This is a genomic window from Variovorax sp. CCNWLW186 (genome assembly GCF_037203865.1).
Lineage (GTDB): Bacteria > Pseudomonadota > Gammaproteobacteria > Burkholderiales > Burkholderiaceae_C > Variovorax.
Genome location: NZ_JBBCBO010000006.1, coordinates 70793 through 91844, shown reverse-complemented (window position 1 = coordinate 91844; position 21052 = coordinate 70793). Strand labels below are relative to the sequence as shown.

General features: G+C 65.8%; 22 protein-coding genes. 7 read left to right on the top strand and 15 right to left on the bottom strand.

Annotated elements, in window-relative coordinates:
* The first annotated feature begins 24 nt into the window (after window positions 1–24).
* The gene (locus V9K97_RS09640; RefSeq protein ID WP_258507429.1) at window positions 25–384 is read left to right on the top strand and encodes a group I truncated hemoglobin; all 360 of its coding nucleotides are present in this window, start codon (window positions 25–27) and stop codon (window positions 382–384) included.
* A gap of 66 nt (window positions 385–450) precedes the next feature.
* Window positions 451–921 (top strand): cupin domain-containing protein, encoded by a 471-nt coding sequence (locus V9K97_RS09635; protein WP_258507430.1) that lies wholly within the window; start codon window positions 451–453, stop codon window positions 919–921.
* A gap of 9 nt (window positions 922–930) precedes the next feature.
* On the opposite strand, the gene V9K97_RS09630 is transcribed toward V9K97_RS09635, so the two are convergent.
* The 6 genes from V9K97_RS09630 to V9K97_RS09605 form a co-directional block, all read right to left on the bottom strand.
* Complete coding sequence (locus V9K97_RS09630) at window positions 931–1206, bottom strand: DUF4242 domain-containing protein (RefSeq protein WP_258507437.1); 276 nt, start codon at window positions 1204–1206, stop codon at window positions 931–933.
* Window positions 1207–1417: 211 nt separating this feature from the next.
* Complete coding sequence (locus V9K97_RS09625; protein ID WP_258507438.1) at window positions 1418–1759, bottom strand: alpha/beta hydrolase; 342 nt, start codon at window positions 1757–1759, stop codon at window positions 1418–1420.
* Between the two features lie 163 nt (window positions 1760–1922).
* Window positions 1923–2801: an isocitrate lyase/PEP mutase family protein gene (locus V9K97_RS09620; RefSeq protein ID WP_258507439.1), complete on the bottom strand. Its 879-nt coding sequence runs from the start codon at window positions 2799–2801 to the stop codon at window positions 1923–1925.
* Window positions 2802–2820: 19 nt separating this feature from the next.
* Entirely contained in the window at window positions 2821–4275 is a 1455-nt protein-coding gene (locus tag V9K97_RS09615; protein ID WP_337317706.1) for a bifunctional 2-methylcitrate dehydratase/aconitate hydratase, read from the bottom strand.
* A 46-nt stretch (window positions 4276–4321) separates the two neighbouring features.
* Complete coding sequence (gene prpC / locus V9K97_RS09610) at window positions 4322–5488, bottom strand: bifunctional 2-methylcitrate synthase/citrate synthase (protein WP_337317704.1); 1167 nt, start codon at window positions 5486–5488, stop codon at window positions 4322–4324.
* Window positions 5485–5898 (bottom strand): acyl-CoA thioesterase, encoded by a 414-nt coding sequence (locus V9K97_RS09605; protein ID WP_337317702.1) that lies wholly within the window; start codon window positions 5896–5898, stop codon window positions 5485–5487. Before V9K97_RS09605 ends, prpC begins: the two co-directional genes overlap by 4 nt.
* Window positions 5899–6004: 106 nt before the next feature.
* Here V9K97_RS09605 and V9K97_RS09600 point away from each other — a divergent pair, with 106 nt between their 5' ends.
* Window positions 6005–7516 carry a short-chain fatty acyl-CoA regulator family protein gene (locus V9K97_RS09600; RefSeq protein ID WP_337317699.1) on the top strand — a complete coding sequence of 504 codons (1512 nt, stop codon included), beginning with the start codon at window positions 6005–6007 and terminating at the stop codon, window positions 7514–7516.
* Here the strand turns inward: V9K97_RS09600 and V9K97_RS09595 are convergent.
* Both V9K97_RS09595 and metE read right to left on the bottom strand, forming a co-directional pair.
* Window positions 7458–8321, bottom strand: coding sequence for a hypothetical protein (locus tag V9K97_RS09595; protein WP_337317697.1), 864 nt, complete (start codon window positions 8319–8321; stop codon window positions 7458–7460). The two genes, V9K97_RS09600 and V9K97_RS09595, sit on opposite strands and share 59 nt — an antisense overlap.
* 55 nt (window positions 8322–8376) lie before the next feature.
* Window positions 8377–10731 carry a 5-methyltetrahydropteroyltriglutamate--homocysteine S-methyltransferase gene (gene metE, locus V9K97_RS09590; RefSeq protein WP_337317695.1) on the bottom strand — a complete coding sequence of 785 codons (2355 nt, stop codon included), beginning with the start codon at window positions 10729–10731 and terminating at the stop codon, window positions 8377–8379.
* A 102-nt stretch (window positions 10732–10833) separates the two neighbouring features.
* On the opposite strand from metE, the gene V9K97_RS09585 reads away from it, so the two are divergent.
* Window positions 10834–11760 carry a LysR family transcriptional regulator gene (locus tag V9K97_RS09585; RefSeq protein WP_337317693.1) on the top strand — a complete coding sequence of 309 codons (927 nt, stop codon included), beginning with the start codon at window positions 10834–10836 and terminating at the stop codon, window positions 11758–11760.
* A 53-nt stretch (window positions 11761–11813) separates the two neighbouring features.
* Here V9K97_RS09585 and mmsB read toward each other — a convergent pair whose 3' ends face one another.
* The 4 genes from mmsB to V9K97_RS09565 are packed head-to-tail and all read right to left on the bottom strand — an operon-like array spanning window position 11814 to window position 16576.
* Window positions 11814–12710, bottom strand: coding sequence for a 3-hydroxyisobutyrate dehydrogenase (mmsB, locus tag V9K97_RS09580; protein ID WP_337317691.1), 897 nt, complete (start codon window positions 12708–12710; stop codon window positions 11814–11816).
* 31 nt (window positions 12711–12741) lie between these two features.
* Window positions 12742–13857, bottom strand: a complete 1116-nt coding sequence (locus V9K97_RS09575) for an enoyl-CoA hydratase/isomerase family protein (protein WP_337317690.1) — start codon at window positions 13855–13857, stop codon at window positions 12742–12744.
* Window positions 13858–13885: 28 nt separating this feature from the next.
* The gene (locus tag V9K97_RS09570) at window positions 13886–15040 is read right to left on the bottom strand and encodes an acyl-CoA dehydrogenase family protein (RefSeq protein WP_337317688.1); all 1155 of its coding nucleotides are present in this window, start codon (window positions 15038–15040) and stop codon (window positions 13886–13888) included.
* Window positions 15041–15052: 12 nt separating this feature from the next.
* On the bottom strand, window positions 15053–16576 hold the full coding sequence (locus tag V9K97_RS09565; RefSeq protein ID WP_337317686.1) for a CoA-acylating methylmalonate-semialdehyde dehydrogenase: 1524 nt from the start codon (window positions 16574–16576) through the stop codon (window positions 15053–15055).
* A 140-nt stretch (window positions 16577–16716) separates the two neighbouring features.
* On the opposite strand from V9K97_RS09565, the gene V9K97_RS09560 reads away from it, so the two are divergent.
* Entirely contained in the window at window positions 16717–17688 is a 972-nt protein-coding gene (locus V9K97_RS09560; RefSeq protein WP_337317684.1) for a LysR family transcriptional regulator, read from the top strand.
* On the opposite strand, the gene V9K97_RS09555 is transcribed toward V9K97_RS09560, so the two are convergent.
* Both V9K97_RS09555 and V9K97_RS09550 read right to left on the bottom strand, forming a co-directional pair.
* Window positions 17612–18250, bottom strand: coding sequence for a 3-oxoacid CoA-transferase subunit B (locus V9K97_RS09555; RefSeq protein ID WP_126746825.1), 639 nt, complete (start codon window positions 18248–18250; stop codon window positions 17612–17614). The two genes, V9K97_RS09560 and V9K97_RS09555, sit on opposite strands and share 77 nt — an antisense overlap.
* A gap of 1 nt (window position 18251) precedes the next feature.
* On the bottom strand, window positions 18252–19055 hold the full coding sequence (locus V9K97_RS09550) for a CoA transferase subunit A (RefSeq protein WP_126746824.1): 804 nt from the start codon (window positions 19053–19055) through the stop codon (window positions 18252–18254).
* A 102-nt stretch (window positions 19056–19157) separates the two neighbouring features.
* On the opposite strand from V9K97_RS09550, the gene V9K97_RS09545 reads away from it, so the two are divergent.
* Together V9K97_RS09545 and V9K97_RS09540 are read left to right on the top strand one after the other, a co-directional pair.
* Window positions 19158–19724, top strand: coding sequence for a LuxR C-terminal-related transcriptional regulator (locus V9K97_RS09545; protein ID WP_258507463.1), 567 nt, complete (start codon window positions 19158–19160; stop codon window positions 19722–19724).
* A gap of 148 nt (window positions 19725–19872) precedes the next feature.
* Window positions 19873–20019: a hypothetical protein gene (locus tag V9K97_RS09540; RefSeq protein WP_165442094.1), complete on the top strand. Its 147-nt coding sequence runs from the start codon at window positions 19873–19875 to the stop codon at window positions 20017–20019.
* A gap of 21 nt (window positions 20020–20040) precedes the next feature.
* On the opposite strand, the gene V9K97_RS09535 is transcribed toward V9K97_RS09540, so the two are convergent.
* Window positions 20041–21012, bottom strand: coding sequence for a Bug family tripartite tricarboxylate transporter substrate binding protein (locus tag V9K97_RS09535; protein ID WP_337317682.1), 972 nt, complete (start codon window positions 21010–21012; stop codon window positions 20041–20043).
* Window positions 21013–21052: the final 40 nt, after the last annotated feature.

Sequence of the window (21052 nt, the reverse complement as noted above, 5' to 3'; positions counted from 1 at the left end):
CGACAACCGGAAGGAGTGCTTCGTATGCCCGCAACCCTGTACGAACGGCTCGGCGGTGAGGAGCGCATCCAGCGGCTCGTCACCGACGTGGTCGAGAACCACTACAGCAACCCGCTCATTCGCGCCCGCTTCGCCAACAGCAACCGCCCCGAGGTCGAGCGCCACGTGTTCGAGTTTCTCTGCGCCGGCAGCGGCGGCCCGCAGTGCTACACCGGCAAGGACCTGGTGACCGCGCACAAGGGCATGAACATCAACGAGCAGGAGCTGGTCGCCGCCATCGACGACATCCTCGAAGCGATGGCGAAGAACGGCTACGACCAGGCCGAGAAGAACGAAGTGGTCGCCATTCTTTATTCACTCAAGGGCGATGTGGTGCGGCTGTAGGCAAGGCCGCGCTCCACGTCCGCGCCCCGGCGGCGCTTTCGCCGGTCACACGAGAAGGAAAAGACCATGACACGCCAACCATTTGCCGCCTGGGCCATCGGTGCCACGCTGCTTGCCGCCATTGCGACGAGCTGGGCCCAGACACCCGACCACCGGATGATTTCACCGGCCGACCTGAAATGGGCCGACGTTCCCTCGCTGCCGCCGGGCGCAAAGCTCGCCGTGCTCGAAGGGCCGATGAGCGAAGCCGTGCCCTTCACGGTGCGCATCAGGGTGCCGGCCAACTACCGGATTCCGTCGCACTGGCATCCGGCTGTCGAGCGGGTGACCGTGCTCTCGGGCACCTTCCACATGGGCCTGGGCGACAAGCTCGACATGCAGAAGTCGATGCCCGTGACCGCCGGCGGCATGATGATCCTTCAGGCCAAGACGCCCCACTTTGCATGGACGCAGGAGGAAACGGTGGTGCAGCTTCACGGCACCGGCCCTTGGGGCGTGACCTACGTCAATCCGGCGGACGACCCGCGGTCGAAGTAGGCCCAGGGTTCAGGCCGCAACGGCCTGGCCCTGCACGGCCGGCGGACGCAATTCGTCGACCTCGATCACCACGTCGGCGGGCAGCCCGTTGCGCTGCGCCGCCTCGCGGATCATCTCGGCGCTGGGCGCCTCGTACAGGCAGTAGGTCTTCTTCTTGTCCGCGCTCAAAAACGAGTAGAGCCAACGAACCCCGACATCGTCGTTGATGCGCATGATGCTGGCCGCCCCCTCGGGCGAGACCTCGAGTTGATCGGCAAAGGTGCGTTCGATCAGGTAGAGAGGCATGGCAGCTCCTTCGTAGGGGATGGAACGGCCATCCTAGAACTGGCAGCCGCCGGCGGCACATGTGTTTGCCCCGCCCTGGCCGTTCGGACTACCCTGCGGACTACCCATGCCGTTCACGGCCAAAAAGCAAAAAGCCGGACGGTGCGCTAGGCATCGTCCGGCTTTTTTGGGGAGCAAGCGGCGTGTGCCGCTGTTCCGTGCCTGGCGTGATTTACAGGCCGGCTTGGCGCGTGAAGCTGCGTGCTTGCGAGGGAACCACGCTGCCTGCGAAGGCTTCGCGGCGCAGGTTCTGGCCCGGTGCGTGAGCGGCGGCAACGGCTTCGTTGCGAACTGCGGCGCGGTCGGTCGAAGCAGCCAGCACGGGAGCCACAGTTGCCGAAGCGGCATCGCTGTACACGTTGCCTTGGCGGGCTGCGGCGGCGGCTTGGGGCGCCACGTCGGCGCGGCTGTAACCGGAGGTCAGGGGCTGCACGCCTTCGTACGTTTCTGCGTGGGCGCCAGCGGCGGCGAGCAGGGAGAGAGCGGCGGCGGCGAGGATGTTCGAGGTCTTCATTTCAATTTCCTTCTTGATTGGGCTTTGGATGCCCTGAAGTTTGCACCACGATTACAAGGGAAAACCCTAGCCAATCGAATCGCAGTGTTCATGAAACTGAAACAATGACGGGGAACTTTCTGACGAGAGGGCAAAAGTGCACAACTCGTTTAAGAAATTTAGTTCAACCTGCGTATTTTTTCTCTAGCTGGTCGAGCTCGGGTTTTCCGACCAGGCGCTGCCGCTCGGCAAACGAAGCCACGAGCGATGGGTCTTCGTCGAGGCGGCGAGTATCACGCAAAACCGTCAATGCACGTTGCATGCCAGCCACCGCGCCCTGCAATGCGGCATTGGCGTACAGCACCAGCCCATAGCCGAGCGCGCCCAGTTCTTCGGCGCCGAAGGTCGGCGTCTTTCCGCCGATCACCATGTTCATCAGTTGCGGCTTGCCCAGCCGCCGCGGCAAGGCGCGCACTTCGTCGGCTTGCGTCACGGCTTCCACGAAAAGGATGTCGGCACCGGCCTCGCTGAACAGCTGCGCGCGTTCGACGGCCGCCTCGAAGCCGTGCACGGCCGCCGCATCGGTGCGGGCCATGATGAGCATGTCGGCATCGGTGCGCGCATCGGCCGCGGCCTTGATCTTGCCGAGCATCTCGGCCGTGTCGATGACCGCCTTGCCCGCAAAGTGGCCGCAGCGCTTGGGACTGACCTGGTCTTCGAGCTGGATGCAGTCGGCCCCTGCCCGCTCGAGCACGCGGACCGCGTGCCGCACGTTCAGCGCATTGCCAAAGCCGGTGTCGGCATCGACCAGCAGCGGCAGGTTCACCGCATCGCGAATGCGCGCCGTGTGCTCCGCTATCTCGTGCAAGCCCATGAAGGCCTGGTCGGGCAGGCCGAAGTGCATGTTGGTGACCCCGGCGCCCGTGACGTAGATCGCCTCGAAGCCGAGGTCTTCGATCACGCGGGCGGAGAGCGCGTTGAATGCCCCCGGCACCAGCACGCCGCGGCGCGCCTCGGCCAGGCGGCGCAGCACCTTCTTGGTGGATTCGGTGTTCGCTTGCATGGGATCAGGCGGCAATCGGTTAGGCGGCATACAGATCGACATACTCATGCACCGGCATGGCTTCGAGCTTCTTCGCATCGAGCGACACATCGAGGATGGCCTGCTGCTGCTTGTGCGCGAAGCGGCGTGCCAGGTTGGTGCGGAACTTGGCTTCGAGCAGCGGAATGCCGTCCGCGCGGCGGCGCCTGTGGCCGATGGGGTACTCGACGACCACTTCCGAAAAGCCGGTGCCGTCCTTGAAGGTCACGGTCAGCGCGTTGGCAATGCTGCGCTTTTCGGGGTCGTGATAGTCGGCGGTAAAGCGCGGGTCTTCCACGCACACGATCTTGTCGCGCAGCGCATCGATGCGCGGGTCGCTCGCCACGCTGTCTTCGTAGTCGCCGGCCGTGAGGCGGCCGAAGATCATCGGCACCGCCACCATGTACTGGATGCAATGGTCGCGGTCGGCCGGATTGGCGAGCGGCCCCTTCTTGTCGATGATGCGAATGCAGGCCTCGTGCGTGCGGATGGTCACGCGCTCGATGTCCTCCACCGTCTTGCCGGCCTGCTTCAGCTGCGCATGCAGCGCCATGGCCGCCTCCACCGCCGTCTGGCTGTGGAACTCGGCCGGAAAGCTGATCTTGAACAGCACGTTCTCCATCACGTAGCTTGCATACGGCCGTTGGAATCTGAAAGGCTGGCCCTTGAACAGCACGTCGTAGAAGCCCCAGGTCTTGGCCGTGAGCACGCTGGGGTAGCCCATCTCTCCGGTCTTGGCGATGAGCGCTAGGCGCACGGCGCGGCTCGTGGCATCACCCGCGGCCCAGCTCTTGCGGCTGCCGGTGTTGGGTGCATGGCGGTAGGTGCGCAGGCTCTGCCCATCGACCCAGGCCAGCGACACGGCGTTGACGATCTCGTCTCGCGAGAGGCCCATCAGGCGCGCCACCACGGCCGTCGAAGCTACCTTTACCAGCACCACGTGATCGAGCCCGACCTTGTTGAACGAGTTCTCCAGCGCAAGGCAGCCCTGGATCTCATGCGCCTGGATCATTGCGGTGAGCACGTCGTGCATCACGAGCGGCTTGCGCCCCGCGGCCACGGCATTCCGGCTGAGCCAGTCGGCCGTCGCAAGAATGCCGCCGAGGTTGTCGCTCGGATGGCCCCACTCCGCTGCCAGCCAGGTGTCGTTGAAGTCGAGCCAGCGAATCATCGTGCCGATGTTGAAGGCCGCCTGGATCGGATCGAGCTGATACGGCGTGCCGGGCACCTTGGCGCCATGCGGCACCACCGTGCCTGGCACGACCGGGCCGAGCAGCTTGGTGCAGGCCGGGTACTCGAGCGCCTCGAGCCCGCAGCCGAGCGTGTCGATCAAGCAGTGGCGCGCTGTTTCGTACGCCAGCGCGCTGGTGATCTGCTGGTGGTCGAGCACGTAGTCGACGATGTCGACCAGCACCTGGTCGGGTTCGGGGCGGACGTTGCTGATGTGAGCGGACATGGTTCTTCTCTGTTGCGGTAAACGGTGCGGAGCTGTGCGCAAGCCTTCAGCGCCGGTCCGAGATCGGCACGAAGGCCAGGTCTTCAGGGCCGGTGTAATTGGCGCTGGGCCGGATGATCTTGTTGTCTTGCCGCTGCTCGATGATGTGGGCGGCCCAACCGCTGGTGCGCGCAATCACGAACAGCGGCGTGAACATGGCCGTGGGCACGCCGAGCATGTGATAGCTCACGGCGCTGAACCAGTCGAGGTTGGGAAACATCTTCTTGGCGTTCCACATCACGCTTTCGATGCGCTCGGCAATGTCGAACATGCGGGTGGAGCCGGCCTCTTCCGAGAGTTGTTTTGCCACCCGCTTGATGACCGCGTTGCGCGGGTCCGACACGGTGTAGACCGGGTGGCCGAAGCCGATGACGACCTCCTTGGCTTCCACGCGGCGGCGAATGTCCGCCTCGGCCTCATCGGGTGTGTCGTAGCGCTTCTGGATCTCGAAGGCCACTTCGTTGGCGCCGCCGTGCTTGGGCCCGCGCAGCGCGCCAATGGCGCCGGTAATGGCCGAATACACGTCGGAGCCCGTCCCCGCCACCACGCGCGCGGTGAAGGTCGATGCGTTGAACTCATGCTCGGCATACAGGTTGAGCGAGGTGTGCATTGCGCGCTCCCAGCTTGCCGAAGGCGAGCGGCCGTGCAGCAGGTGCAGGAAGTGCGCACCGATCGAATCGTCGTCGGTCTCCACCTCGATGCGCTTGCCCTGTGTGGACCAGTGATACCAATAGAGCAGCATCGAGCCGAGCGATGCCATCAGCCGGTCGGCAATGTCGCGTGCGCCGGGCAGCGAGTGGTCGTCTTTTTCGGGCAGCACGCATCCGAGCGCGGAAACGCCGGTGCGCATCACGTCCATCGGGTGCGCGCTGGCGGGCAGGCGCTCCAGCGCTTCCTTCACGCTCGCGGGCAGGCCGCGCATCGCCTTTAGCCGGCCCTTGTAGGCGCGCAGCTCCGAGGCGGTCGGCAGCTTGCCGTGCACCAGCAGGTGCGCAATTTCCTCGAACTCGCAAACGTCGGCAATGTCGAGGATGTCGTAGCCGCGGTAGTGCAGGTCGTTGCCGGTGCGCCCCACGGTGCACAGGGCGGTGTTGCCCGCGGTCACGCCTGAAAGCGCGACGGATTTCTTCGGCCTGAAGCCGGCGGCGGGCGCGTTCTCTGCGATCAGTGTCATACCGTCTCCTCGAATGTCTGTTCATGAAAATGCGGCGGGTTCGCCAGCCGCACCGGGCGTCCGCCGGCATCGACCGCCACCATTTCGAATTCACCGTCGAGCACACGGGTGAGCGCATCGGTAGCTACGTCTTGCACGCTGCCCGCCACGCGCACGGTGAGCGAACTGCGGCCCACGCGCGACACGTGCGTGTCGAGCACCAGCGTGCTGCCCAGCCGCACCGGCGCATGGAACAGCACCTCGCCGCAGCGCGCCATCACCACGTCGCCACGCACGAAGCCGCGGCCGGAAAGAAACGCCGCCTTCGACAGCAGCTGCAACGCTTGCCCACCGAACAGGGTGCCGTAGTGGTTGGTGTGTTCAGGGAACACCACCTCGATCAGTCGGACTGTGCCGCGTGCGCTTTGCATATTCGCAATTTACGCAAGATCGTGCCCATAATGAAGGACTGAATTGGCGAATGATTGCGAAGACCTCGCATGCATTTTTGCGAATCTTGCGAAGAACGGACTGACGATGAAGAAGACCTTCATGGGCGTGCGCCTGCGAAGCCTGCGCGAAGAGCGCGGCCTGAGCCAGTTCGCGCTGGCGCAGCAGCTGGGCCTGTCGCCGAGCTACCTGAACCAGATCGAGCAGAACCAGCGACCGCTCACGGTGCCGGTTCTGTTGCGCCTGCATGCCACGTTGGGGGTCGACATCCAGGCCTTCTCCGAAGACGAAGAGGCGCGCCTTGTCGCAAGCCTGCGCGAAGCACTGGCCGACAACCCGGGCGGCGATGCCGTCGCGCTTGCCGAATTGCGCGAAGTGGCCACGCAAATGCCGGCCGTGGGCCGCGCACTGGTGGCGCTGCACCAGCGCCACCGCGACGCCACGGAACGGCTCGAAGCGCTGGCTGCCGAACTGGGCGACGGCCGCGGCGACCTCGCGCGCATGCCGCAGGCGCGGCCGATGCCCTTCGAGGAGGTGCGCGACTTCTTCTTTGCGCACCAGAACCATATCGCGCCGCTCGATGCCGCGGCCGAGGCCTTCTCCACGCAGTGGCGGCTGCGCGAAGGCAACCCGGGCGACCGGCTGGCGCAGCGGCTGCTCGAAGCGCATGGCGTGCAGGTGATTCCGGCGGATGACGACGAAGGCGGCGCGCAACGCCGCTACGACCCGGCCACGCGCGTGCTGCGGCTCTCGCGCTATCTGGAGCCAGGCCAGCACGCTTTTCAGCTTGCAACGCAGCTCGCGTTCCTTGAAGTGGGGGGCCTGATCGACCAGCTCGTGGCCGATGCGCCGCTCTCCAGCGACACCGCACGCTCTCTGGCGCGCATAGGCCTGGCCAACTACTTTGCCGCCGCCCTGCTCCTTCCCTACGGAATCTTTCTCGAAGCGGCCGAACAGCTGCGCTACGACATCGACCAGCTGGCAAGGCGCTTCGGCGTAGGCTTCGAAACCATTTGCCATCGCCTGAGTTCGCTGCAGCGGCCCGACGCACGCGGCGTGCCCTTCTTCCTGATTCGCGTCGACCGGGCGGGCAACATCTCGAAGCGGCAATCGGCCACGCACTTCCACTTTTCGAAGACCGGCGGCACCTGCCCGCTATGGAACGTGTACGAAGCCTTTGCCCAGCCCGGGCGCGTGCTCACCCAACTGGCGCGCATGCCCGATGGCCGCGCCTATCTCTGGATCGCGCGCACGGTGTCGCACGGGTTCCGCGGCTACGGCTCGCCCAACAAGACTTTTTCGATCGGCCTGGGCTGCGACATCAGCCATGCGACGCGGCTCGTCTACTCCAAGGGCCTGGACCTGCGCGACCCCGATGTGCCGACACCCATCGGCGCGGGCTGCAAGGTGTGCGAACGCGAAGCCTGCCCGCAGCGCGCCTTTCCGTTCGTCGGCCGCCCGCTCGACGTGGACGAGAACCAGAGCCGGTTCATGCCCTATGCCGCGGCACCCGACAAATATGGCACCGCGCGCGCTGCGGTCAAGAACGCGGCCAGCCGCGCACCATCGTCCGGATTGCCACGGCGCCGCTCGCCTTGACCTCGGCGCGGTAAGCACCCACCAGCGCCTCGCGCTCGGCCGGAGCCTGCGGGTCGTTGCGCCAGGCCAGCAAGGCAGCCACATCCGCATCGGGCAGTGCCGCGAGCAATGCCTGCGTCACCTGCTTTTCGAGTTCGCGCGCCACCGTCAATAGATTCCGCGGGCGCGGCGACGTGACGCCGCGCGACCACAGCGTGTCCACCGCCATGTCGAGCGTTCGGTCGGGCAGCGACGTGAACTGGCCGGCATTGCCGCGGGCCAATTGCTTGACGACGGAGCTCAGCAGCAGCTGGCTCGAAAAATCGACCTCTCGCATGTCGGCCACGGCCATGCGCTCGATAAGCTCGGTGCGCGCGGGATCGGCCGGCCTCGCGCGTTCGCGATTGAAGAACTCGAACTTCGCCGCCTGGTCCTTCGCAGCGTAATCGGCGCGCAGTTGCGCGAAGCGGGCCACCGCTGCCAGCACCTGCGGGCCTGGCGCGGCCGCGCCCTTGCCAGCGGCCGCCACTTCCTGCTGGATCGCGGCGACGGATGCCGCTACATCGAAAGACCGCGCGGCTGCTGCATCGAGCGCCTTGAGTGCGCTGTCGGCAATGGCCTGATCGGCAGGCTCGAGCAACTCGCGGGCATCGCGCGCCACAGCGCCAGGCGCATAGGCCGCCTGGTAGCGCGCCTGTACGCCTTCGAATTGCAGCAGGGCCTGGGCGCGGTCTTGCGCACGGGCCAATGCGGGCGCCAGCAACAGCAGGAGCAAAAGAAAAGATGCGAAGGAGAAACGTTTGGCAACGACTGGAGAAGCGGTCATGGCACCATTATTGGCGCTCGCCGCCGCCCTCTTCCCCTGTCCTGCCCGCGCTTCTTCAGCCGACGGCCAGTTCCTCGCGCAGCAGCTTCGCAGCCGTCACCATGTTCGACAGCGCCGCCTCGGTCTCCGGCCAGCCGCGGGTCTTCAGGCCGCAGTCGGGGTTGATCCAGAGGTTCTCCGGCGGCACCACGCCGGCGGCCTTGCGCATCAGGCGCACGATCTCGTCCACCGAGGGCACCCGCGGCGAATGGATGTCGTACACGCCGGGGCCGATCTCGTTGGGGTAGCGGAAGCCGGCCGCACTGTTCTCCCCACCGAAGCCCCGCAGCAGTTCCATGTCGGAGCGGCTGGTCTCGATGGTGATCACGTCCGCATCCATGGCGGCAATCTCGGGCAGGATGTCGTTGAACTCCGAATAGCACATGTGAGTGTGGATCTGCGTCTCGTCCCGCACGCCCGAGGCGCTGATGCGAAATGCGCGCGTCGCCGACTTCAGGTAAGCCGGCCAGCCCGCACGGCGCAGCGGCAAACCTTCGCGGATCGCGGGCTCGTCGATCTGGATGATGCCGATGCCGGCACCCTCGAGGTCGACCACCTCGTCGCGGATCGCCCAGGCAATCTGCTCGCAAGTAGTGGCGCGCGGCTGGTCGTCGCGCACGAACGACCATTGCAGGATGGTGACGGGGCCCGTCAGCATGCCCTTCATCGGCAGTTGCGTGAGGCTCTGCGCATAGGCGGTCCACTCGACCGTCATCGGCGCCGGGCGTGCCACGTCGCCGAAGATGACCGGCGGCTTCACGCAGCGCGATCCGTACGACTGCACCCAGCCGTTGGCGGTAAACGCAAAGCCGTCGAGCTGCTCGCCGAAGTACTCGACCATGTCGTTGCGCTCGGCCTCCCCGTGCACCAGGACGTCGATACCCAGTGCCTCCTGCTTGCGCACGGCCAGCGCGATCTCGGCGCGCATCTTCTCGCGGTAGCCTGCCGCATCGAGATCGCCCCGCTTGAATGCGGCGCGCGCGGCGCGGATCTCCGTCGTCTGCGGAAACGAGCCGATGGTGGTGGTCGGCAGCGCGGGGAACGCAAAGCGCGCGCGTTGCACCGACTGACGCTTGGTGAAGGTAGAGGCGCGCTGGTCGTCGCCCGCCACGCTGCGGGCCAGCCGCAGCGCCACGTCGGCGCGGTGCACGCGCGAGCTGCCGCGCCGTGCGGCCACCGCGGTACGCGCGGCCTTGAGCTCCTCAGCGACGGCGCCTTCGCGGCCGTCGAGCACGGCACGCAGCACGCGAAGTTCGTCGAGCTTTTCGACCGCAAACGCGAGCCACGACTTCAATTCGGCATCGAGCTTGTTTTCCGCAGCCAGGCTGAACGGCACATGCAGCAGCGAGCACGAAGGCGCGATCCACAGTTCGCCACGGTTCTTGTCGATCACCGGGCGCAGCGTGGCAAGCGCGGCATCGGGGTCGGTGCGCCAGATGTTGCGTCCGTCGGTGATGCCGACAGACAGCACCTTGTGCGCCGGGAGCCAGTCGGCCACGCCCGTCAGCTCCTGCGGCGAGCGCACGGCATCCACGTGCAGGCCGGCCACCGGCAGCTGGCAAGCCAGGCGCAGGTTGTCCGAAAGCGGCGAAAAGTAGGTGGCCAGCAGCAGCTTGGGCGCACTGCGGGCCAGCTGCCAGTAGGCACGCTCAAAGGCGTTGCGCCAGGCATCGGGCAGGTCCAGGCCCAGGATGGGCTCGTCGATCTGCACCCACTCCACCCCTTGCTGCTTGAGGCGGTTCAGCACTTGCTCGTAAACGGGCAGCAAGGCATCGAGCAGCGAGAAGCGGTCGAAGCCCGCCTCTTTCTCCTTGCCAAGGTACAGAAAACTCAGCGGCCCGAGCAGCACGGCCTTGACCGCATGCCCGGCCTGCTGCGCCTGCGCCACCTCGTCGAACAGGCGCGCCGAGGCCAGTTTGAACCGCGTGGCCGCGGTGAACTCGGGCACAAGGTAGTGGTAGTTGGTGTCGAACCACTTGGTCATCTCCAGGGCAAAGGTGCCCGCCGTACCTTCGCAGCCGTGGCCGCAAGCCGCATCGTGCACATGGCCGGCTTCGTCTTCGACGCCGCGGGCCATCTTGAAATAGCGCGAGAGTTCGGGCTCGTCGCCCTTGAAGCCGAAACGCGCCGGCTCGCAGCCGAGCAGCTGGATGTGGTTGGCCACGTGGTCGTAGTAGGCAAAGTCGCCGACGGTCACGTAGTCGAGCCCCGCGTCGCGCTGGGCCTGCCAATGGCGCGCGCGCAGCTGTTCGCCGACCGCTTCGAGCGCGGTGCGGTCGATTTCGCCGCGCCAGTGCTTTTCGAGTGCGAACTTCAGTTCCCGATTGGCGCCCGTGCGCGGAAAGCCGAGGGTGTGGGTACGGGTGGTCATTTGCAGGTGTTCCGGTCGCTGGATCTTGAGAATCCGCAATGGTCGGGCTTTGAGGCATATGATTCAAACGAAACGTTTTGCCCTTTCACTTGAAATTCATTCATGTCGCAGTCCATTCTGGAAATACGGCACCTGCGCACGCTGGTCGCGCTGCGCGACACCGGCAGCCTGGTGCGCGCGGCGCAGTTGCTCAACCTCACGCAGTCGGCGCTGTCGCACCAGATCAAGCTGCTTGAAGACCGCTACGGCGCGCAGCTGTTCGAGCGCAAGTCGGTGCCGCCGCAGTTCAGCACCACCGGGCTGCGGCTGCTGCAGCTGGCCGATACCGCGCTGCCGCTGGTCGAAGAAGCGGAGCGCGACGTGGCGCGGCTTGCGCTCGGGCGCAGCGGGCAGCTGCGCATCGTGGTCGAGTGCCACACCTGCTTCGACTGGCTGATGCCGGCCATGGATGCCTTTCGCCAGCGCTGGCCCGAGATCGAGCTCGACATCGTCTCGGGCTTTCACCCAGACCCCATCGCGCTGGTGATGCAGAACCGGGCCGAGGTAGCGGTCGTTTCCGAGCAGGACCCCGATGAAACGGTGGACTACCACGCGCTGTTCCGCTTCGAGATCGTCGCGCTGCTGGCCAACGACCATTCGCTGACGGCCAAGCCGCATCTCACCGCGCGCCACTTTGCCGACCAGACGCTCATCACCTACCCCGTGCCCGACGAAATGCTCGACATCGTGCGCCAAGTGCTGGCCCCTGCCGGCGTGGAGCCGGCGCACCGGCGCACGACCGAGCTCACGGTGGCGATGCTGCAGCTGGTGGCAAGCGGCCGGGGCGTTGCAACGCTGCCGCTTTGGGCGGTGCAGAACTATCTGGATCGCGGCTACGTTACGGCGCGGCGGGTGGGCGCCAGGGGCCTCACGGGCCGGCTGTACATGGCCTGCACGCAGGGCACCTCGGCCCAGCCATGGCTGGCGGACTTCGTGCGCATCACGCGCGAGAGCTGTTTCAAGAGCCTGCCCGGAATCGAGCTGCTCTGAGCAGGGGCACAAGCCGCGCTGCTACGGCCGTGCCCGCCGTCTGAAAAGAAGGGCTACGAAGCCTTCTGCACCAGCTTCAGCACGCTCGAAAAATCGAGCGCACCGTGGCCCGCGAGGCTGTGCGCCGCATACAGGCTGCGTGCCAGCCCGCCCAGCGGCGTGGCGGCGCGCACGGCGGTGGCGTTTTCTTGCGCCAGGCCCAGGTCCTTGAGCATCAGGTCGGTGCCGAAGCCGCCCGCGTAGTTCTTCGATGCAGGCGCTGTTTCCATCACGCCCGGCATGGGGTTGTACTTCTCAAGCGCCCAGTTGCCGCCGGAACTGCGGCGCATGATTTCGGACAGCACCTTCGGGTCGAGCCCGTTGGCAACACCCAGCGCCAGCGCCTCGGAGGTGCCGATCATCAAGATGCCGAGCAGCATGTTGTTGCAGATCTTCGCGGTCTGGCCCGCGCCTGCCGCGCCGGCATGAAAGATGTTGGCACCCATCTTCTCGAGCACCGGGCGGGCGCGCTCCAGGTCTTTCGCTTCCCCGCCGACCATGAAGGTGAGCGTGCCGGCAATGGCGCCGCCGGTGCCGCCGGAAACCGGCGCATCGATCATGGCAATGCCCTTGGCAGCGGCCGCCTCGGCCACCTTGCGCGACGTAGCGGCCGCGATGGTGCTGCTGTCGATGACGAGCGTGCCGGCCGCAATGCTCTCGAGCAGGCCGGGCTTGCCGGCACCGCCAAGAAACAGGCCCTCGACGTGCGCGCTGGCCGGCAGCATGCTGATCACCACCTCGGCACCGGCGACCGAATCTGCCGCCGAGGAGGCAATGCCCAGGCCTTCGGCCGCGTACTTCTTGCAAGCCTCGGCCGACAGGTCGAAAGCCTTGACCTCGTGGCCCGCCTTCTTCAGGTTCATGGCCATGGGGCCGCCCATGTTGCCGAGGCCGATGAATGCGATCTTCATTTTTTGTCTCCGTTGTATTTGTGGAAGCGGGTCAGACCAGCGCAGCCAGCTCCGCCGGCATTTCGCCGCGCGGGCGCAGGTGGTCTTCGATGAACTCGGGCGTGATCTCTTCGATGGTGGCCGGGTTCCAGCGCGGGTTGCGGTCCTTGTCGATCAGCACCGCGCGGATGCCCTCGGCAAAGTCCTTGTGCGCGCAGAAGCCCAGCGAAGCCCAGTACTCGAGCCGGAACACCTCGGCCAGCGACATGCGGTGCACGCGCTGCCAGAGCTCGAAGCTCAGCGCGGCCGAACTCGGCGCGCCCTTCATGAAGGTCTTGGATGCGGACTGCAGCCAAGGGTCGTCGCTTTGCAACTCGCGCAGGCGCTGGGCGATGTCGTTCAGGTCGTCGCCGGCCATCAACGCATTGATGGTGTCGTAGTGCTCACGCACCTTGGAGGGCGGCATTTGCGCGCCCTCGCCCGCCCGCGCGAGGATTCGCGAAAGCTCGGCACGGTCGGCCTTCTGCTCGCCGTGCCAGCGCGTCGCGGCAATCGCCTCGAGCACCTGGCCCTTGTGCTCATGCGGCACCAGCACGTCGGCCAGCCCGCAGAAGATGGTATCGGCCGCATTCAGGTTGGCGGCGGTGAGCGCCAGGAACAACCCCGTGCGCCCCGGCGTGCGCCGCAAGAACCAGCTGCCGCCCACATCCGGGTAGAGGCCGATGCTGATCTCGGGCATGGCAATGCGGCTCTGCGCGGTAACCACGCGGTGCGAGCAGCCCGACATCAGGCCCACGCCGCCGCCCATCACGATGCCGTGGCCCCAGCAGAGAAACGGCTTGGGAAAGGTGTGGATCAGGTAGTCGAGCTCGTACTCCTCGCGGAAGAAGTCTTCGGCGTAGGTGTTGCGCGCGGGGCCGCATTCGAGCAGCGTTTGATACAGCTGGCGCAGGTCTCCGCCGGCGCAGAAGGCCTTCTCGCCGGCTGCCTGCATCAGCACGCCGACGATGCCGTCGTCCTTTGCCCACTCGCGCAGCTTGGGCGTGAGCAGGCGCACCATGTCCACGGACAGCGCGTTGAGCGAAGCCGGTGCATTGAGCGTTGCAACGCCGAAGCGCTGGCCGCCGGCGGTCTTGATTTCGTCGAAGAGAACTACGGAGTCGGTCATTGTCTTGAGAGGTTCCGGATGCGGGGCGTCAGCGGATATCGCTGTCCCCTTCCAGCAATTTTCGCGCAACGATCACACGCATGATCTCGTTGGTGCCTTCGAGGATCTGGTGCACACGGGTATCGCGCACCAGCCGCTCCAGCGGAAACTCGCTCAGGTAGCCGTAGCCGCCGTGCAGCTGCAGCGCGTCGTTGCACACGTTGAAGCCCGCATCGGTCGCAAAGCGCTTGGCCATGGCGCAGTAGGTGCTGGCATCGGCGTGGCCCGCATCGAGCTTGCTTGCGGCAAGCCGCACCATCTGCCGCGCCGCCACAAGCTCCGTGGCCATGTCGGCCAGCTTGAACTGCAGCGCCTGAAAGCTCGATATCGGCTTGCCGAACTGCTGGCGCTCGTGCAGGTAGCGGCGCGCTGCGTCCAGCGCGCCCTGCGCCGCGCCTACCGAGCAGGTCGCAATGTTGATGCGCCCGCCGTCGAGCCCCTTCATGGCAATGCGAAAGCCCTCGCCTTCCTTGCCCAACAGGTTTTCGGCCGGCACGCGCACGTTGTCGAAACTGATGGTGCGCGTGGGCTGGCTGTTCCAGCCCATCTTGTGTTCCTTCTTGCCGTAGCTCACGCCGGGCGCATCGGCCGGCACCGCGAAGGCAGAAATGCCACCCGCGCCGCCGCCGCCCGTGCGTGCCATGAGCACCAGCACGTCGGTCGACCCCGCGCCGGAGATGAAGGCCTTGCCGCCGTTGATGACGTATTCGTTGCCTTGCAATTCGGCGCGCGTCTTGAGCGAGCCCGCGTCCGACCCGGCGCCCGGTTCGGTAAGGCAATAGGACGCCAGCTTGCGGCCGCTCGTCAGGTCTTCGCCCCATCGTTCTGCCACGGCATCGGTCGCCCAGGTGCCGAGCATCCAAGTCGCCATGTTGTGGATGGTGATGAAGGCCGTGGTCGAGGGGTCGACCGCGGCCATTTCCTCGAACACCAACGCCGAATCAAGCCGCGGCAGGCCGAGGCCGCCGATGCGCTCGGGCGCATAGAGCCCGCAGAAGCCCAGCTCACCGGCCTTGGCGATGGCCTCCTTCGGGAAGATGGCCTCCGCGTCCCACTGCGCCGCAAAAGGTGCGAACTCGGCCTGCGCAAAGTCGCGCGCCGAGTCGGCGAACGCGCGCTGTTCCTCTGAAAGTTCGAAGTCCATTCGCCGGACTGCTTACTTGAGGCTGATCGTGGTGTTCACGCCGTGCGAGACGGTGCTGTCGTCGAACCAGCGTGCCGTCACGGTCTTGGTCTGCGTGTAGAACATGATGACCTGCTTGCCGTAGGGGCCCAGGTCGCCGAGCTTGGAAGCGCGCGAACCGGTGAACGAGAACATCGGCACAGGCACCGGAATCGGCACGTTGATGCCGACCTGGCCCACGTCGATGTCTTCCTGGAAGCGGCGCGCCGCGGCGCCCGACTGCGTGAAGATCGCCGTGCCGTTGCCGTTCGGGTTGCTGTTGATCAACTCGATGGCTTCGTCGATGTTCTCGGCGTCGGCCACGCACAGCACCGGCCCGAACACTTCCTGGTCGTAGATCGTCATGCCGGGCTTCACGCCCGAGAAGATCGTCGGGCCGACGAAGTTGCCCTTCTCGTAGCCGGGCACGGTGGGCTTGCGGCCATCGAGCTCCAGCTTGGCGCCGTCGGCCACACCGCGTTCGATGAGGTTGTTGACGCGGTCGTAGGCTGCGCAGGAAACCAGCGGCCCCAGGTCCACGCCCTTTTCGGTGCCGGCGCCGATCTTCAGCGTCTTGGCCTTTGCGATGAGCTCGGGCACCCAGTTGCGCGCCTCGCCCACCAGCACCGCCACCGACACAGCCATGCAGCGCTGGCCCGCGGCGCCAAAGCTCGCACCCGCCAGTGCATTGAGCGTTTGCTCCTTGTTGGCATCGGGCATCACGATGGCGTGGTTCTTCGCGCCCATCATGCATTGCACGCGCTTGCCGGCCAGCGTGGCGCGGTTGTAGACGTGCGTGCCGACCTTGGTCGAGCCGACGAAGCTGATCGCCTTGATGTCCTTGTGATCGCAGATGCCGTTGACCACGGCCTCGCCGCCATGCACCACGTTGAGCACGCCGGGCGGAATGCCAGCTTCCAGCGCCAGTTCGCACAGGCGCATCGTCACCATCGGGTCTTGCTCCGAAGGCTTCAGCACGAAGGTGTTGCCGGTGACGATGGCCATCGGGAACATCCACAGCGGGATCATGGCCGGGAAGTTGAACGGCGTGATGCCGGCGCACACACCCAGCGGCTGCAGCAGCGTGTAGGTGTCGACGCCGTTGGCCACGTTGTTGGCCAGCTCGCCGAGCTGCAGGTTGCCGATGTTCGATGCGTGCTCGACCACTTCGAGGCCGCGGAACACGTCGCCCTCCGCGTCGGGCAGCGTCTTGCCCTGCTCCGCCGTGAGAATCGCGGCCAGCTCGCTCATGTTCTCGCGAATGAGCTGCTGGTACTTCAGGAAGATGCGGGCGCGGGCGCCAATGGGGGTCTTGCGCCAGGTCTTGAAGGCGTCTTTCGCGGACGCGACCGCAGCGTCGAGCTCGGCCTGCGTGGCAAAGGGCACGCGGGCAAGTACCTCTTGCGTGGCCGGGTTGACGATGTCGCGCCATTCGCTGGTCTTCGACTCGACGAACTTGCCGCCGATCAGCAGCTTGACGGTGGCGACCTGGGTCTTCGGGGTGGTGGTGGCGTCCATGGGTTTTGTCTCCTGTGAATTCGGGGCCTGCGTGGCAGGTTCAAGCCGCATCCTAGCTTTGCAGATTTGCCATGACAATAGACAAATATGCGCCATCGCTTTGCAAAAATGCAGAGCGCAACCCGAGGTGATGTGAGCACATGGACTGGGACAACCTTCGCTACTTTCTGGAGCTGGCCCGCTCGGGCACGCTGATGAGCGCCGCGCGCCGGCTCGAGGTGGACCACACCACCGTGGCCAGGCGCATCCAGGCGCTCGAGAAGGAAGTGGGCGCGCCGCTTTTCTCACGCGAGGCGGGCGGCCACCGCCTCACCGAGGCGGGCCGCAAGCTGCAGCCGCAGGTCGAGGCCATGGAAAGCGCCTTCCAGGCGGTGGAAAGCACCGCGCCGGCATCGCAGGAAGGCTTGTCGGGCCTGGTGCGCATAGGCGCTACCGAGGGTTTCGGCACCGTGGTGCTGGCGCCGCAGCTCGCGCTTTTCGCGCAGCAGCACCCCAAGCTCACCATCGACCTGCTGGCGATGCCGCGGCTGGTTCACTTGTCGCGACGCGAGGCCGACATCGTGATCTCGCTCGAACGGCCGGCGCGCGGGCCCGTGGTCGTGACCAAGCTCACCGACTACACGCTGCGGCTCTACGCGTCGAAGCAATACCTGGCCGCGCACCAGCCGATCAAGACACGCGAAGACCTGCGCGGCCACACCTTCATCAGCTACGTGGACGACCTGCTCTTCAGCAAGGAACTGCAGTACCTGGACGAACTGCACCGGCCCGATGCCTTTGCGCTGCGCAGCACCAGCGTGCTGGCGCAGCACCGGGCGGTAGCGGCCGGAGCCGGCATTGCGGTGCTGCCGGCCTTCATTGCCGAACAGGACGCCGCATTGCGCCCCGTGCTCGGCGACCAGGCGAACTTCACGCGCACCTTCTGGATGTCGATGCCGGCGGAAACCAAGCACCTCGTGCGGATGCAGACGGTGTGGAACTTTCTGCGCGAAGCCGCCGAAGCGCAGCGCGACGCGCTGCTGCTGCCTACTCCTACTACTGGATCAGCTGCGCCCCGGTCTTCGCCTGCAGCGCATCGAAGCTCACGCCCGGCGCGAGTTCGACCACCTTGAGGCCTTCGGGCACCACGTCCATCACGGCCAGGTCGGTGATGATGCGGTCGACCACGCCCACGCCGGTGAGCGGCAAGGTGCACTGCTCGAGGATCTTGAAATCCTCGGTGCCGTCCTTCTTCTTGGCGACGTGCTCCATCAGCACGATGACGCGCTTCACGCCGGCCACCAGGTCCATGGCGCCGCCCATGCCCTTCACCATCTTGCCGGGAATCATCCAGTTGGCAAGGTCGCCCTTCACGCTGACCTGCATGGCGCCGAGGATCGACAGGTTGATCTTGCCGCCGCGGATCATCGCAAAGCTGTCGTGGCTGCCGAAAATGGCCGAGCCCGGCAGCGTGGTGACGGTCTGCTTGCCGGCGTTGATCAGGTCGGCGTCGACCTGATCTTCAGTCGGGAACGGGCCGATGCCGAGCATGCCGTTCTCGCTCTGCAGCCACACTTCCTTGTCGCCGACGAAGTTGGCCACCAGGGTGGGAATGCCGATGCCCAGGTTCACGTAGAAGCCGTCTTCGAGTTCTTGCGCCGCACGCGCGGCCATTTGGTCTTGGGTCCAGGGCATCTCAGGCTCCTTTGGTGTTCTTGACGGGGGCGGGCACTTCGCTGCCGGCGGCGGCTTGCGCAATGGCAGCCTGGGCCTCGACCTTGGCGGCCGCTGCGTCTGCCGGCGCGGCGGCGCTCACCGTGCGCTTCTCGATGCGCTTCTCGGGGTTGGCGTTGAGCACGATGCGGTGCACGTAGATGCCCGGCAGGTGGATGTCGTCGGGCGCGAGTTCGCCCACTTCGACGATCTTCTCGACTTCGACGATGCAGATCTTGCCGGCCATGGCGGCGGCCGGGTTGAAGTTGCGCGCCGTGAGGCGAAAGCGCAGGTTGCCCGACTTGTCGGCCACGTCGGCCTTGACCAGTGCCACGTCGGGCACCAGCGAACGTTCCATCACATACGTTTCGCCGTCGAACTCGCGCAGTTCCTTGCCCTCGGCCACTTGCGTGCCCACACCGGTCTTGGTGAAGAAGGCCGGAATGCCCGCGCCGCCCGCGCGCAGCTTTTCGGCCAGCGTGCCCTGGGGCGTGAATTCGAGGGCGAGTTCGCCGGCCAGGTACTGGCGCTCGAACTCCTTGTTCTCGCCCACGTACGACGCGATCATTTTCTTGATCTGGCGCGTCTCGAGCAGCTTGCCAAGGCCGAAGCCGTCGACGCCCGCGTTGTTCGAAATGACGGTGAGGTTCTGCACGCCGGTGTCCTTGAGCGCGTCGATCAGCGCCTCGGGAATGCCGCACAGGCCGAAGCCGCCGACCGCGAGCATCTGCCCGTCGGCCACGACCCCCTTGAGTGCCGCGTCTGCGGAGGGATAAATCTTGTTCACTCGGGCTCCTTGATGGATGGATGGAGAGTTGGCGAAAGCTTTGAAGAGCCTTGAACGATACTACGTAGTCGCATACGTAGTATTTCGTAATGGTGACCCCCGATGCAGGAGATCGACTACCGCCTGGCCTTTGAGCATGCCCCCGTGGGCATGGTGGTTTCGCGCAACCGCACCATCGTGGCCTGCAACGAGCGGGTTTGCGAGATTTTTGGTGCAACGCCCTCTGCGCTGGTCGGGCATTCGTTCAGCATTCTGTACCCCAGCGTGGCCGAGTTCGAGCGCATCGGCAAGCGCATGGAGCCGTTCCTGAACGCCAGCGGCCGCTACGCCGACAACCGCATGATGAAGCGCCTGGGTGGCCTGCACGGCGCCATGGCTGGCGAAACCTTCTGGTGCCATGTCACGGGCCACGCCATGAACCGCGCCGCGCCGCACGAGGCCGGCATCTGGACCTTCGAAGACCTGGGTTCGCGCCGCGCCGTGAAGGCCGAGCTCACGCCGCGCGAGCGCGAGGTGGCCGCGCAGGTGATGCGTGGTCTCACGTCCAAGGAGATCGGCAAGGCGCTGGGCATCAGCCACCGCACGGTCGAGCTGCACCGGGCGCGGCTGATGCGCAAGTACGCGGCGGCCACCACCGCAGAGCTGGTGCAGAAGCTCATTGCCGGCTAATTCTTCGCAGCTACCCTGACCTGGTTCCGCGCCGATCGTTGCAAAAACGGAAACGCGGTGTCGCGCAAAGCCCCGTGCCACGGTGCCTTGCGATGACTATCTTTGAGGCATGCGGACAAGTCGCCCGCAGCCATTCAGGAGTATCGATATGACCACACCTCTTCATTCCGAAAAGAACCTGCTTCTCTCGTCGAAGCTGTCGGTTGCGCGGGCGCAAGCCCTGGCGTCGCACCGGTTGCCGGTCACGCTGACGCTGGCAGCCATCATTCTCTCGGTGCTCGGCGTCAAGCCGTAGCGTGCTGCGGCGCCAGCCCGTTCACTCGGGCTTGATATCCGCCGCCTTGATCACCTTCGACCAGGCCACCAGTTCCTGGTCGACAAACTTGCCCAGCGCGGCGGAATCCATGTAGGTCGCGAAGGCGCCCTGCTCGTCCACCTTCTTGCGGAACGACTCGCTCTCGACGATCTTCTTGATCTCGGCGCTGAGCTTCGCCACCACCTCGGGCGGCGTCTTGGCCGGCGCGAACACCGCAAACCACGACTCCACTTCGTAGCCCGGCAAGCCTGCCTCGGCCGAGGTCGGCACATTGGGCATCGACGGATGCCGCTTGCTGCCCGTATAGGCCAGCGCCTTCATGCGCCCGCTGGCAATGTGCCCGATGACCGAAGGCGGCGTGGTGATGAACATGTCGACGTTGCCCGCAATCAGGTCGTTGATGGCCGGACCCGAGCCCTTGTAGGGTACGTGCGTCATCGGCTGCTTGGCCTGCCGCGACAGCAGTTCGCCCGCAATGTGCTGAATCGATCCATTGCCTGACGAGGCGTAGAAGAGGCCGCCCTCTTTTTTCTTGCCGTGCTCGACGAGTTCTTTCATGGAGTTGACCGGCAGCTTGCCGCTGACGGCGACCACGTGCGGCGCGCGCATCACCATGGCCACCGGAACGAAGTCCTTGGACGGACTCCACTTGAGTTGCGGATAGAGGGAGGGGTTGCCGACGTGGTAGCCCGAGTACTGCATCAGCAGCGTGTAGCCGTCGGGCGCGGCGCGCGCCACGGCTTCGGTGCCGATGTTGCCGCTGGCACCAGGTTTGTTGTCGACGACCACGGGCTGGCCCAGCGCGCGTTGCAGCGGCTCGCCGACCATGCGCGCCATGATGTCGGTGGAGCCCGCTGGTGCGGTGGGCACGATGAAGGTGATCGGCTTCGAAGGCCAGGTATCGGCGCTGGCCGTGGTGGTTGCCAGTGCAAGGCCAAGGCTAGCTGTCAGAAGGCAAAGTGTGGTTTTCATGGTTTGTCTCGGGTGGTTTTTATAGGTTGTCTTCGAAGCC